Below are 13181 nucleotides of genomic sequence, written 5' to 3'. Positions count from 1 at the left end.
TTTGCAGGAGGCAAGGCGGACGGTGCCTCGACTTGGCGTCATGTTGGCGTCAGGCCGCCTTCGCGCGAACCAGATCGAGCGCCGAGCGGACCGCCACCGCATAGCCCTGCGCGCCGAGCCCGGCGATGATCGCAGTCGCGGCAAGCGAGACATAGGAGCGGTGATAGATCGGCTCGCGGCGGTGGATATTGGTGATGTGTAGCTCGATGATCGGACCAGGAAACATCTTCAGCGCGTCGAGGATCGCCATCGAGGTGAAGGTGAAGGCGGCCGGGTTGATGACGATGGCGCGGCCGCCGTCGATGGCCTCATGGATCCAGTCGATCAGCTCGTATTCGCGGTTCGACTGGCGGAATTCCAGCGGAGTGTCGCCGGCAGCCTCCCGGCACATCGCCTCGACCTCTGCGAGCGTCGTCGAGCCGTAGAGATGCGGCTCGCGCGTGCCGAGACGATTCAGGTTCGGGCCATTGAGGACGTAGATCGGCTTGGTCACGCGAGCACCTGTGATGTGTTCAATCGAATGCGCCGCCCGTCAGCCCTGGTAGCCCAGCAGGCGCGGCAGCCAGAGTGTGAGGTCCGGCAGGAAGGTGATCAGCGCGAGTGCCGCGATCATCGCGAAGAGGAAGGGCATGCACTCGCGCACGATGTCCCTGAGCGGCACGCCGGTGATGTTGTTCATGATGAAGAGCAGCAGGCCATAGGGCGGCGTGATCAGCCCGAGCATGATGTTGACGACCACGACGACACCGAAATGCACCATGTCGATGCCGAGCGCCTTGGCCGTGGGAATGAAGACCGGCACGACGATGAGCAGGATCGCGGTGCCTTCCAGCAGGCAGCCGAGCACCAGCAGGATGGCGTTGACGAGGAGCAGGAAGCCGAGCGGCGTCATGTTCCAGCCCGAGAGCAGCACCTTCAGGCTCTCGGGGATGTTCTCGATCGTGACGACGTAGTTGAACACCAGCGCGCCGGCGATCAGCATGCCGATCGAGGCCGTGGTGCGGGCGCTGTAGGCGAGCGATGTATAAAAGGCGCGTAGCGAAACGCTGCGATAGAGCAGAACCGAGATCGCCAGCGCATAGGCGGCAGCGACCGCCGCGGCTTCCGTCGGCGTCGTCGCGCCGCCATAGATGCCGCCGAGCAGGACGACCGGCATCATCAGTGCCGGGAAGGCACGCCAGGTGATGCCGGGCCATTCCCGCAGCGGGATCGGCGGCTCGACCGGGAAGTTCCGCTTTTTCGCGGTGAAGCCGACGATGCCCATCTGTACGCCGGCCATCAGCAGGCCCGGAATGACGCCGCCCAGGAAAAGGAAGCCGATCGACGCGTCCGAGACCAGCGCGTAGAGCACCATCGGGATCGAGGGCGGGATGATCGGCCCGATGACCGACGACACCGCCGTCAGCGCCGCGGCGAAGCTCGGCGGATATTTGCCGTCCTTGGTCATCATCGCCTGCATCATCCGCCCGGTGCCGGCGGCATCGGCGATGGCCGAGCCCGACATGCCGGCGAAGATGACGCTCTGGACGATGTTGACCTGGGCGAGCCCGCCCCTGAAGCGCCCGACCAGGGCATCGCAGAAGCGCAGCAGCCGCTCGGTCATCGAGCCGATATTCATCAACTCGGCGGCCAGGATGAACAACGGCACGGCGAGAATGACGTAGTTCGTGTACATGCCGTTGAGCAGTTGCTCGGCGGCGATGCCGAGGTCCTGACCGGCCAGCAGCAGATAGAAGATCGAGCCCGCGATCATGGCATGGCCGATCGGCAGGCCGAGCAGCGAGAGCGAGACGATCGCGAGGATGCAGAGCGAGAACGGGCTGGTCATACGCCTGATCCCGCCTTGGTCGGATCGAATGCCTCGGGCGCGGTCCCGCGCAGCGCCTGCCAGCCGAGCCAGAGATAGCGGGCGATCGCGGCGACGGCGAAAGCGAGATAGATCGAGTAGACCCAGTTGAACGGCAGCTTGAGATAGGCCGTGCGCTCGACCTTCATGAAGGTGACGTAGTCGGCCATTGCCGGCAGGGAGATCGTGTAGAGCACCACCAGCGCGGCGGCGGTCACCACGGCCATCAGCCGCCGGGCGCGTGGGCCAACCGCGCCATAGATGATGTCGAAGCGGATTTCCTCACTTTCGCGCGTGACGAAGGCCGAGCCGAACAGCACGATCCAGAGCCAGAGGATCACGCTGATCTCATGCGTCCAGCCGATCGGCAGGTTGAGCAGGTAGCGGAAGATGATCTGGAGGATGAAGACGGCGAACATCGCGCCGAGCATCAGCACCAGGAGATTCTCGGCCCGGCGGGACAACCACCCGCCGAGCGCTTTCAGGCGACCCATCATCCCGCTCCCTGCCCGGCCCGCTCAGAGCTTGTTGATCTTCTCGACCATGCCGGGCTTCCAGCTCTTGGCGAGATCGGAAGCGAGGTATTTCTTCTGGGCGAAGTCGCGGAAGGCGGCGACGTCGGGCTCATAGACTTCGAGCCCCTGCTTCTTGAAGAAGTCGACCAGTTCCTTCTCCTTGTCGAGGTGCTGCTTGGCGCTCCAGTCCATCGCAGCGTCGGCCGCCGCCTGGAAGGCAGCCTGCTTTTGCGGCGACATCGCCTTCCAGACCCGGTCGGTGACGCAGAGCAGGTCGAAGCCGACGAGGTGCGAAGTCAGCACGATCTGCGACGAGACCTCGTAGAACTTCATGTTCTGGACGTTGGGCAGCGGGTTGTCCTGGCCGTCGATCGCGCCGCTCTGCAGGCCGGTATAGACCTCGGCATAGGCCATCGGCGTCGGGTTGGCGCCGATCGACTGGCCGAGGAACTGCCAGGCATCGCCACCGGGCATGCGCAGCTTGATCCCGGCCATGTCGGCGGGGGTGGTGATCTTCTTCTTCGGCTTCAAACCGACCTGGCGGGCGCCGAAATAGGTCGGCCCGAGAATCTTGATGTTGAGCTTGTCCTCGGCGGCCTTCTTGAGGTCGGCGCCGACATCGCTGGCGAAGACCTTCTTCAGATGATCCGCGTCGCGGAAGAGATAGGCCGAGGTCACGATCGACCATTCCGGGATCTGGTTCGAGACATCCTGTGGCGCGATGTTCCCCATTTCGAGGTTGTTGCGCTGCATGGCGACCAGTTCGGTGCCCTGCTTGAAGAGGTTGCCGCCGTAATAGGGCTGGAGCGTGAAGTCTTCTTTGATCGCCTCGCCGAAGCGCTTCATCATCTCGGCGCGGATGTCCTGCTCCGAGAACACCGCCGAGAAGCGCAGATTGGGCTTGGCCTGCGCGAAAGCGCCGCCACTGAAGCCAGCCGCCGCGACGGCCGCGCCGCCAGCGATCAAAGCACGCCTGTCGATTGAAATGGCCATGACGAACCTCCCCTGTAGGCGGACTGCAACGCCGCCTTATGAGGCGCACTATTGCCGCGCGTAGCGCAGGGCGCAACATGGATTCTTAGATTCATATGAGATTTTTTGTTTTGCCATATAATTTGATCTCGTTGGCCGTTCCGCTATGATGGGTTGCCCGTCGCGACCGCGCCTCCGCCTGTTGGAGTGCGCAATCCAAGGCCAAGTCATGCTCAGCATCACGCCCCCGCCCCCTTCGATCGGCGAGACGGCCTATCGGCGCATCCGCGCTGACATCATCTTCGGTCGGCTCGCTCCGGGACAGAAGCTGAAGCTCGAGGTGCTCCGCGAAGCCTACGGAGCGAGCGTCAGCACGCTGCGGGAACTGCTCAACCGGCTCGCCTCTGAGGGGCTGATCGAGGCGGAAGGTCAGAAGGGCTTCGTCGTCACGCCCGTCTCAGCGACCAATCTGCGCGAGATCGCGGCGATGCGCCTGCTGCTGGAAGGGCACGCGCTGGCGCAGTCCTTCGAGGCCGGCGACATGGAATGGGAGGGTCGCGTCGTCGCCGCCCACCACAAGCTCGCCCGGATGGAGCGGCGGATGCTGGCGCAGGATCGCGGCGAGCCCGAGACCTGGAAGCGCTATGACTGGGAGTTCCATCACGCGCTGATCTCGGCCTGCGGCTCGCAGGTGCTGCTCGAGACCCATGCTGCGATCTACGACAAGTATCTGCGCTACCAGATGGTGGCGGTGATCTTCCGCGGCGAGATCGCGGCGCAGGAGCACCAGACCCTGCTCGATTGCGCGCTGCGCCGCGACACGGCGAGCGCGGTCGCCGTGCTGACGCGCCATGTCGATGGCTGCGTCGAGCACACGCTTGTCGGCGGCACGCTTCCGCATGGCGCCGACGAACCCTGAGTAGCCCGCTCTGTCCAAAAAGCGGCCGGGATGCCCGACCGCTCTTTGCTGATCCTCAGACCGACCGCAGGACGGCTGCAGCGGCTATCGTTGCGCTCAGTCGAGCTTGAACTTGCCGAAGTCGCGGTGCTCGCCATGGATGCGGCGGACCGTCCCGGTGATCGAGCGATAGACGATGGTCTCGGTCTCGATCACGTCGCGGCCAAACTTCACGCCCTTGAGCATGCCGCCATCGGTGACGCCGGTCGCGCAGACGATGGTGTCGCCCGAGGCCATCTCTTCCATGCTGTACTTCTTGTTGGGATCGGTGATGCCCATGGTGAGGGCACGCGCGCGCTTCTCCTCGGTGTCGAGGATGAGGCGGCCCTGCATCTGGCCGCCGACGCAGCGCAGTGCCGCCGCCGCCAGAACGCCCTCGGGGGCGCCGCCGATGCCGAGATAAAGGTCGATGCCGGTCTTGTGCGGCTCGGTGCAGTAGATCACGCCGGCGACGTCGCCATCGGTGATCAGGCGGATCGAGCAGCCGGTCTTGCGGACCTCCTCGATCAGCTTGGCATGGCGCGGACGATCCATGATCAGCGTCGAGATCTCGCTGGGCTTGACGCCCTTGGCCTTGGCGAGCGCATGGATGTTGTCGGTGGCGGAGGCGTCCAGATCGACGACGCCGCGGGCATAGCCGGGGCCGATCGCGATCTTGTCCATGTAGACGTCGGGCGCGTTCAGGAGCTTGCCGGCTTCCGCCATCGCCATCACGGCGATCGAATCGGGCATGTCCTTGGCACAAAGCGTGGTGCCTTCGAGCGGATCGACGGCGATGTGGACTTTGGGGCCCTGCCGCGTGCCGACCTTCTCGCCGATGAAGAGCATCGGCGCCTCGTCGCGCTCGCCCTCGCCGATGACGATCTCGCCGTCGATCGGCAAGCGGTTGAGCTCGCGCCGCATCGCATCGACCGCCGCCTGGTCCGCCGCCTTCTCGTTGCCATGGCCGCGCAGGCGCGCAGCCGAGACCGCCGCGCGCTCGGTGACGCGCACCAGCTCCATCGAGAGATAGCGCTCGATGATCTGGGAGGAGGAAATGCGGAGATCGTCGGACATGGGTGGGTTCCCTGGTTTTTGGCGGTCGGCGGCGTGGCGGCAGGCAATCGTCAGGCCAGCCGCGCTGATGGCCTACTCCCGTTCGATACGGATGACTTGCGGCGGTTCGGCGACATGGCCGTCTGCGGAGACCTTTTCCAGCGCGGCGCGGATCGCGGACTCGCTGGTGGCGTAGGTGATCAGCACGACCGGCACGGGCGCGCCCGAGCGGCCTGCGGGATCGCGCGCGGCGGCGGCCTCGGAGCGGCGCTGAACGATGCTTTCCAGCGAGATCTCGGCCTCGGCCATGCGGGTCGCGATGGCCGCGGCGGAACCCGGCCGGTCGATGACCGAGAGCCGGACATAGTAGCCACCCTCATGGCGCTGCATCGGCGCCCGCACTGCCGCTTCGAGGCGCGCGACCGGCAGGCCGAAGGGCAGCCCCGCGGTGCCGCGCGCGACATCGGCGATGTCGGCGACGACGGCCGAAGCCGTTGGGTCGCCGCCGGCGCCGGGGCCGACCAGCGTGATCTCGCGCACCGCGTCGGCATCGACGGTCACGGCGTTGAGCACGCCCATCACCTGCGCGATGGCCGAGGATTTCGGCACCATGGTCGGGTGGACGCGCTGCTCGATGCCGGTCTTGGTGCGCTCGGCGACGCCGAGCAGCTTGATGCGGTAGCCGAGTTCGTCGGCCATCTTCAGATCGAGCGGGGCAATCGAGGAAATGCCTTCGACATGAATCGCTTCGGCGTCGATCTTCGTGCCGAATGCGAGGCTCGTAAGGATAGCGAGCTTGTGGGCGGTGTCATAGCCCTCGACGTCGAAGGTCGGGTCGGCCTCGGCATAACCCAGGCGCTGCGCGTCCTTCAGGCAGGCCTCGAAGGTCAGCCCTTCGAGTTCCATGCGCGAGAGGATGTAATTGCAGGTGCCGTTGAGGATGCCGTAGAGCCGCGTGACATTGTTGCCGGCCAGCGCCTCGCGCAGCGTCTTGACGATCGGGATTCCGCCGGCCGACGAGGCCTCGAAGGCCAAGGCCACGCCGTTCTGCTCGGCAAGCGTCGCCAGTGCGACGCCGTGATGGGCGAGCAGGGCCTTGTTGGCGGTGACGACCGATTTGCCCGCAGCGAGCGCCGCCTCGACAGCAGCCTTGGCCGGGCCGTCAGAGCCGCCGACCAATTCCACCAGGCAGTCGATCTCGCCAGACTTGGCCAGTTCGATCGGATCATCGAACCAGGTCAGCCCGCCGAGATCGACGCCGCGGTCGCGCGTGCGATCACGGGCGGAGACGGCGGTGACGCGAATGGCACGGCCACAGCGCGCTGCCAGGGCATTCTCCTGCCGGCGCAGGATGCGCAGCACGGATGCGCCGACGGTTCCCAGGCCGGCAAGGCCGATCCGCAGGGGCTGGGAGGCGGTCTGGGCGGTCGCATGTGTCATGGTCGCGGCGTCGCATGAGGGGGGCCCGCGAGTCAACGGCGAAGCCCTTTTCAGCCTCAACCGAACCGGCAGATGACCTCTGCCGCCAGCCGCCGCAGCTTGCCGTCGCCGAAGGTCAGGTGGATCCGCAGCAGATTGGTGCCGAAGGCCGTCGTCTTGATGGTGCGCAGCGCTTCCAGCGTGTCGCCGGTCCATGTCGTGGCGGTCTCGGTGGACGGCGTCCAGAACCAGGGCCTGGGCGGGACGATCACGATCGACTCCAGAATCTTCTCCGCCTGGGCCTGCTCGATGCCGGCCGGCAGGTGGCGCGACACGATCTCGGTCGCGTCGCGGCCACATTCGCGGGCGACCGTCGCAGCCAGGACCTCGGAGACGAGAGCTGAATCCGTCTGCGGCACGCGGCCGCGCGAATAATCATAGGTGGTGACGAGGCAGATCAGCGCGAACATGCCGACACCGATCGCGACCATGCGGCCTTTGCTGAACATAGCGCGCCGGAGCCCCACACCGGACGAGCCTGTCCGTGCTGAGGGGTTCCCATGTTTTCGAGATGGGGTCCAGCGTTCTCAGGCACCACAGCGTCATTCCGGGCAAGCGTAGCGCAGACCCGGAATCCATCGCAGGGGTCCGAACTCTACAATGGATTCCGGAGCGGCGCCGCTGACGCGGCTTGTCCGGAATGACGGCGCGGGTAGGCCTTGGTCGAGAGACCCCTACCCCGCCTTCGGCATCTGGATGACGTTGTGGAGCCGTTCATCCGCCGTCTTCAGGAAGCGGCCGACATTGCGGGCGGCCTGGCGGATGCGCTGCTCGTTCTCGACGATGGCGATGCGGACATAGTCGTCGCCATGCTCGCCGAAGCCAATGCCCGGCGCGACGGCGACCTCGGCCTTCTCGATCAGCAGCTTGGAGAATTCCAGCGAACCGAGATGGCGGAACTTCTCGGGGATCGGCACCCAGGCGAACATGGAAGCCGCCGGCGCCGGGAACTCCCAGCCCGCCTTGCCGAAGCTCTCGACCAGCGCGTCGCGGCGCTTGCGGTAGGTGTCGCGCATCTCGCGGATGCAGTCGTCGGGACCGTTCAGGGCAGCCGCGGCGGCGACCTGGATCGGCGTATAGGCGCCGTAGTCGAGATAGGACTTCACCCGCGCCAGCGCCGCCAGCAAGCGCTCGTTGCCGACAGCGAAGCCCATGCGCCAGCCCGCCATCGAGAAGGTCTTCGACATCGAGGTGAACTCGACCGTGACATCGATCGCACCGGGCACCTGCAGCATCGAGGGCGGCGGGTCGTTCTCGTCGAAATAGACCTCGGCATAGGCCAGGTCCGAGAGCAGGATCAGATCGTGCTTCTTCGCGAAGGCGACGAGGTCGCGGTAGAAATCCAGCGAGGCGGTGTAGGCGGTCGGATTGGCCGGGTAGCAGGTAACCAGCGCGATCGGCTTGGGCACCGAATGGATCATCGCCCGCTCCAACGCCGGGAAGAAGGCCGGCGTCGGCTCGGCCGGGACGGAGCGGATCACGCCGCCTGCCATCAGGAAGCCGAAGGCATGGATCGGGTAGCTCGGATTGGGCACGAGCACGACATCGCCCGGCCCGGTGATGGCCTGCGCCATATTGGCGAAGCCTTCCTTGGAGCCCAGCGTGGCGACGACCTGCGTCTCGGGGTTGAGCTTCACGCCGAAGCGGCGCTCGTAATAATGCGCCTGGGCGCGGCGCAGGCCGCCGATGCCCTTGGAGGCCGAATAGCGGTCGGTGCGCGGTTTGCCGGCGGTCTCGATCAGCTTCTCGATGACATGCCTGGGCGCGGGCAGGTCCGGATTGCCCATGCCGAGATCGACGATGTCGACGCCCTTGGCGCGTTCGGCAGCCTTGATCTTGTTGACCTGTTCGAAAACATAAGGCGGCAGGCGCTTGATGCGGTGAAAATCGGCCATTTCGAACAGTTCCTTCGCCGGAGCCGGCACATCCAAGATATGGCGAGGTCGGTTTTCAGCACCCTTCCGGTGCCTTTCCTGTCCAGCGCTACTCAAAATCGTTGCGCCGCAGCTCCCTCACGCCGCATCTTTGGTCACGACAGCCGGAAAAACGCAAGATTCAATCGACGCCACGCGATGTCCGCGGAGCTCCGCGCGGCCGGCTTCGTCAGTTCGTCGGCAGCTGCGCGGGCTTGGGCGGCGGCGTTGCGCCGAGCGACTTGGCCTGGGTTCCAGCTGCCTCGTTCGCCGCGCGCTTGGCGTCCAGCTCGGCCTCGATCTTCTTGAAAGCTGCCCTGGGCTTGCATTCACCGGGCTTGGCAGCCGGCGTCGGAGGAAACGAGAAATGCGCTGCCTGCCCTCCCGGCACGTAGGGCGGCGGTGCGGTCTCGCCCTGACAGAGGGGTTCGACCGGGAACGTCCGTCCGATCGGCATGTAGTCGGGATTGGCCGGTCGGGTTTCCTGGACGAAGGGCTTGGCCTCCTGCGCGGTCGTCGCCATCCCGGCGGCCTCCGCCACCACCTTGCTCGTTTCACCGGCGCAGCCCGCCGCGGCCGTGCCCAGCGTGGCCAGGAGCAGCAGCAACGGGAACGGCTTTTTCGTCGGCTGGTCGAACGGCATGTGGTGATCCGGCGGCGTTGTGGAATTCTCTTTGTACTCGATATCCGCTACGTCCTTAATAGGACCAAAATGGGGAGCACACAGCATCCCCACAGAAGACTGCGACGGGGAGAACGCGATGAACCGGCGAGCGGACGAGAAGCCCGCGGACGCAACCGCCTCAACCGAGGTGCCCGTGCCGGATTTCGACCAATTCGCGCAGAACATGGGCCGCCTCGTCGAGGAATACGGCAAGGCCACGGCCGCCTATCTCAAGCCGATCGAGCGCGGCGAGGCCAAGGGCGGCCAGGCCGACGAGGCCAGCGAGATGGTCAAGACGCTCGGCCGCGTCGCGGAAAGCTGGGTCTCCGACCCCCGCAAGATCATGGAGGCGCAAGCGTCCATCACCGGCGATTTTCTGAATCTCTGGAGCACGATGCTCAAGCGCGCCAGCGGCGAGGAAGCCAAGGCCGTCGCAGAACCCGACAAGCGCGATGCCCGCTTTTCCGACCCCGACTGGTCCGGCCATCCGATGTTCGACTTCATCAAGCAGGCCTATCTGATCGGCTCGCGCTGGGCCGAATCGATGGTCGACAAGGCCGAGGACCTCGATCCGCACACCCGCGAGAAGGCGCGCTTCTACGTCAAACAGATCGCCAGCGCGCTCTCGCCCTCGAATTTCATCGCGACCAATCCCGAACTGCTGCGCGAGACGCTGCGACAGAATGGCGAGAACCTGGTGCGCGGCATGAAGATGCTGGCCGAAGACATCGAGGCGGGCCATGGCGAACTCAAGATCCGCCAGTCCGATCCGGGTGCCTTCCAGGTCGGCGTCAACATCGCCTCGACGCCTGGCAAGGTAATCTTCCGCAACGATATCATCGAGTTGATCCAGTACGCCCCCTCCACGGAGAGCGTGCTGAAGCGCCCGCTCCTGATTGTGCCGCCCTGGATCAACAAGTTCTACATCCTCGATCTCAACGCCGAGAAGAGCTTCATCCGCTGGTGCGTGGCGCAGGGGCTGACGGTGTTCTGCATCTCCTGGGTCAATCCGGACGAGCGTCATGCAGCCAAGGACTTCGAGAGCTACATGCGCGAAGGCGTCTTCGCGGCACTCGAGGCGATCGAGCAGGCGACCGGTGAGACAAGCGTCAGCGCGATCGGCTACTGCGTCGGCGGCACCCTGCTCGGCGTGACACTCGCCTACATGGCCGCGACGCAGGACACGCGCATCGAGAGCGCCACCTTCTTCACGACGCAGGTGGATTTCTCCAAAGCCGGCGAACTCTCCGTCTTCGTCGACGAGGAGCAGATCCGCTCGGTCGAGGAGCAGATGACCAAGAGCGGCTATCTCGACGGCGCGCGCATGGCCGGCGCCTTCAACATGTTGCGGCCCAACGACCTGATCTGGTCCTACGCGGTCAACAACTACCTCAAGGGCAAGGCGCCGACGCCGTTCGACCTGCTGTACTGGAACTCGGATTCGACCCGGATGCCGGCGGCGAACCACTCCTTCTACCTGCGCAACTGCTATCTCGAGAACAAGCTCTCGAAGGGTGAGATGACCATCGGCGGCAAGACGCTCGACCTCGGGAAGGTCACGATACCGGTCTATAATCTTGCGACGCGGGAGGACCATATCGCTCCGGCGCAGTCGGTCTTCATCGGCTCGCAATGCTTCGGCGGCCCGGTCGACTATGTCGTCGCCGGCTCGGGCCATATCGCCGGCGTGGTCAACCCACCGGCCAAGGTCAAGTACCAGTACTGGACCGGCGGGGCCGCCACGGGCACCTATGAGGACTGGATCGCGGTGGCCAGCGAGCATGCCGGCTCGTGGTGGCCGCACTGGGTTTCATGGCTGCAGAAGCAGGCGCCGGAGCGGGTGCCGGCGCGCGAACCGGGCGGCGGCAAACTGCCGGCACTGGAAGATGCGCCTGGGACTTACGTGCGTATGAAGGCGTGAAGCGGAGCCTGCGACGCCCTCGCCTCGGCCCTTCATCCCCACAAGACCTCATCCTGAGGAGCGCTCCGCAGGAGCGCGTCTCGAAGGATTCTCCAGATAGTTCGGGTGCCTGCTGAAACATCCTTCGAGATGCCGCTTCGCGGCTCCTCAGGATGAGGGCTGAGTTTGCCCGGGCGTCCAGCGTCCCGGCACAAAAAAGCCGGCCCGAAGGCCGGCTTTTCGTCGATCGGGTGGTGAGCCGTCAGAACTTGCGGACGACCGGCTGCACCGGAATCGTTTCCGCAGGGTTGTCCCAGCGATAGGTCAGGCCGGCCGAGAGGATGTGGATATAGGGCTTGGCCTCGGCGGTGTAGAACACGGCCGCCTGCTGCGGATGGGCGCCGGTGTAGCTCACCCGCGCCTTGTTGACGTGGATGTAGGTGTAGCCGAGATCGAGCTTCAGCTTGTCGGTGACCTGATAGCTGGCGCCGGCCGAGAGCCAGAGCCGGTCGTTGTCGGAGATGTAGATCGTCCGGTTCTGGTCATTCACCGCCGAGAGCTCGTAGGCGACGCCGGCCCGCAGCGTCAGGTCGCGGTTGTACTTGTATTCGAGACCGGTGCTGAAGAACCAGGAATCGTCATAGACGAAGTTCAGGCTGGGCAAAGCCGCGAGCGGACCTCCCGTCAGCTCGTTGACGATCGGGATGCGGCGGAAGCGGCTCCAGTTCGTCCACTCGACGCCAAGATGGGCCTGCCACTGATCGTTGATGACCTGCGACACACCAAACACCACCGAATCCGGCAGGTTGAGATTCGCCTTGATCGGGACGATGCCGAGAGGCGTGCGGAAGGTGCCCTCCAGCGTCTGCCGGATCGACGAGCGATAGGCGATACCGATGGTGGTGCCGTCCCTCGGCGTCAGCGTCGCGCCGATGCGGTAGCCGAAATCGATCGTATCGCCTTCAACGATCACGGGCGCCGCAGTCGGAGCGATGCCGGAGGCGGTCTTCAGCTTGGTGTCGAAATACTGGACCTGCAGCGCGGCGCCGACCGACAGCCAGTCACTGACCTTGTAGCCGATCGTCGGGGAGACGTTGATCGTCATCACCTTGGCCGAGCGGCCATAGACCTGCGCGGCGTGCGCCTGATTCTCAGGCTTCGAGCGCAAGCCGTAAGGCGCCCCCGTGGTCAGGCCGATCCAGAACCGATCGGTCAGCTGCCAGGCGGAATAGGAGGCCGGGATGCCGGCGCCGTCGCCACCGATATTGCCGGTGCCGTTCTGGACCGGGCTCGCCGGGCCGTTCGGCGCACCCAGGCGCGTCGTCGAGGTCGGATCATAGGACGCATTGGCGTTGAGATAGGTGTAGTTCCACTGGCTGTTGCGGCCGGGGAACATCGTGATCGTCGCCGGGTTCCAGGCCATCGCGCCCATGCCGATGCCGCCCGAGGCCGCACCCGCATAAGCCATGCCGAGACCCTCGGCGCTCTGGCCGCTGCGAATGGCGAAGGAACTCGCCTGCGCCGCGCCAGCAGCAAGGAGAGCGGCAACCGAGACCGTGGCGGCAGCAGCTGTGCGAACGATGCCCTTCATCAAATCCATCCCGTCTCTCGTTTCTTCGAGGCTTCAGCGCCCCGCTCGATTGGGAGCATGGCCCGAGCCGATTGCCGCCGCAATCCCGCCTTCAATGCCGCGATTCCGCCACGGCGAGGTCTCTTTCCGCTAGGGAACAGCCAAAATCGACCGAAATCGCAGGTTTTTTGTATTGCCGGCTCGAAGTGCGGCTGAAAAATATCGTTTATATAAGAACTATCGTGCTTTTTCCCGATTCTGGTTCGAAACGCGCCAGCGGCGCACAATTCGCAGGCATGCAGCTTTCGGCGCGCTCGTTGCATTCGCGC

12 protein-coding genes are annotated in these 13181 nt (G+C 65.2%); 2 read left to right on the top strand and 10 right to left on the bottom strand.

Annotated features, from left to right (window positions below; translation table 11 throughout):
* Positions 1-49: 49 nt before the first annotated feature.
* From AC1DYU_RS16880 to dctP, 4 genes are read right to left on the bottom strand one after another with little or no spacing between them, the layout of a single operon-like run.
* Positions 50-493, bottom strand: a complete 444-nt coding sequence (locus tag AC1DYU_RS16880) for a type II 3-dehydroquinate dehydratase (protein ID WP_476792630.1) — start codon at positions 491-493, stop codon at positions 50-52.
* A 39-nt stretch (positions 494-532) separates the two neighbouring features.
* Positions 533-1828, bottom strand: coding sequence for a TRAP transporter large permease (locus AC1DYU_RS16875; RefSeq protein ID WP_476792629.1), 1296 nt, complete (start codon positions 1826-1828; stop codon positions 533-535).
* Positions 1825-2340 (bottom strand): TRAP transporter small permease, encoded by a 516-nt coding sequence (locus AC1DYU_RS16870; protein WP_476792628.1) that lies wholly within the window; start codon positions 2338-2340, stop codon positions 1825-1827. Before AC1DYU_RS16870 ends, AC1DYU_RS16875 begins: the two co-directional genes overlap by 4 nt.
* 24 nt (positions 2341-2364) lie before the next feature.
* Positions 2365-3354, bottom strand: coding sequence for a TRAP transporter substrate-binding protein DctP (dctP, locus tag AC1DYU_RS16865; RefSeq protein WP_476792627.1), 990 nt, complete (start codon positions 3352-3354; stop codon positions 2365-2367).
* A gap of 208 nt (positions 3355-3562) precedes the next feature.
* On the opposite strand from dctP, the gene AC1DYU_RS16860 reads away from it, so the two are divergent.
* Positions 3563-4252, top strand: coding sequence for a GntR family transcriptional regulator (locus AC1DYU_RS16860; protein WP_476792626.1), 690 nt, complete (start codon positions 3563-3565; stop codon positions 4250-4252).
* A 96-nt stretch (positions 4253-4348) separates the two neighbouring features.
* On the opposite strand, the gene glpX is transcribed toward AC1DYU_RS16860, so the two are convergent.
* From glpX to AC1DYU_RS16835, 5 genes are all read right to left on the bottom strand, one after another.
* Positions 4349-5347 carry a class II fructose-bisphosphatase gene (gene glpX / locus AC1DYU_RS16855; protein ID WP_054208891.1) on the bottom strand — a complete coding sequence of 333 codons (999 nt, stop codon included), beginning with the start codon at positions 5345-5347 and terminating at the stop codon, positions 4349-4351.
* Positions 5348-5419: 72 nt separating this feature from the next.
* Entirely contained in the window at positions 5420-6766 is a 1347-nt protein-coding gene (locus tag AC1DYU_RS16850) for a homoserine dehydrogenase (protein ID WP_476792625.1), read from the bottom strand.
* Positions 6767-6822: 56 nt separating this feature from the next.
* Complete coding sequence (locus AC1DYU_RS16845) at positions 6823-7236, bottom strand: hypothetical protein (RefSeq protein ID WP_476792624.1); 414 nt, start codon at positions 7234-7236, stop codon at positions 6823-6825.
* A gap of 243 nt (positions 7237-7479) precedes the next feature.
* Positions 7480-8700, bottom strand: a complete 1221-nt coding sequence (locus AC1DYU_RS16840; protein WP_476792623.1) for an LL-diaminopimelate aminotransferase — start codon at positions 8698-8700, stop codon at positions 7480-7482.
* A gap of 208 nt (positions 8701-8908) precedes the next feature.
* Positions 8909-9361, bottom strand: coding sequence for a hypothetical protein (locus AC1DYU_RS16835; RefSeq protein ID WP_158487203.1), 453 nt, complete (start codon positions 9359-9361; stop codon positions 8909-8911).
* A 118-nt stretch (positions 9362-9479) separates the two neighbouring features.
* On the opposite strand from AC1DYU_RS16835, the gene phaC reads away from it, so the two are divergent.
* Complete coding sequence (gene phaC / locus AC1DYU_RS16830) at positions 9480-11303, top strand: class I poly(R)-hydroxyalkanoic acid synthase (RefSeq protein WP_476792622.1); 1824 nt, start codon at positions 9480-9482, stop codon at positions 11301-11303.
* A gap of 241 nt (positions 11304-11544) precedes the next feature.
* On the opposite strand, the gene AC1DYU_RS16825 is transcribed toward phaC, so the two are convergent.
* Entirely contained in the window at positions 11545-12873 is a 1329-nt protein-coding gene (locus AC1DYU_RS16825; protein WP_476792621.1) for an OmpP1/FadL family transporter, read from the bottom strand.
* Positions 12874-13181 lie beyond the last annotated feature (308 nt).

Source organism: Allobosea sp. P2_B12 (assembly GCF_056404835.1).
The sequence above is the reverse complement of the archived record's forward strand: the minus strand, read 5'-3'. Positions and strand labels throughout refer to the sequence as shown.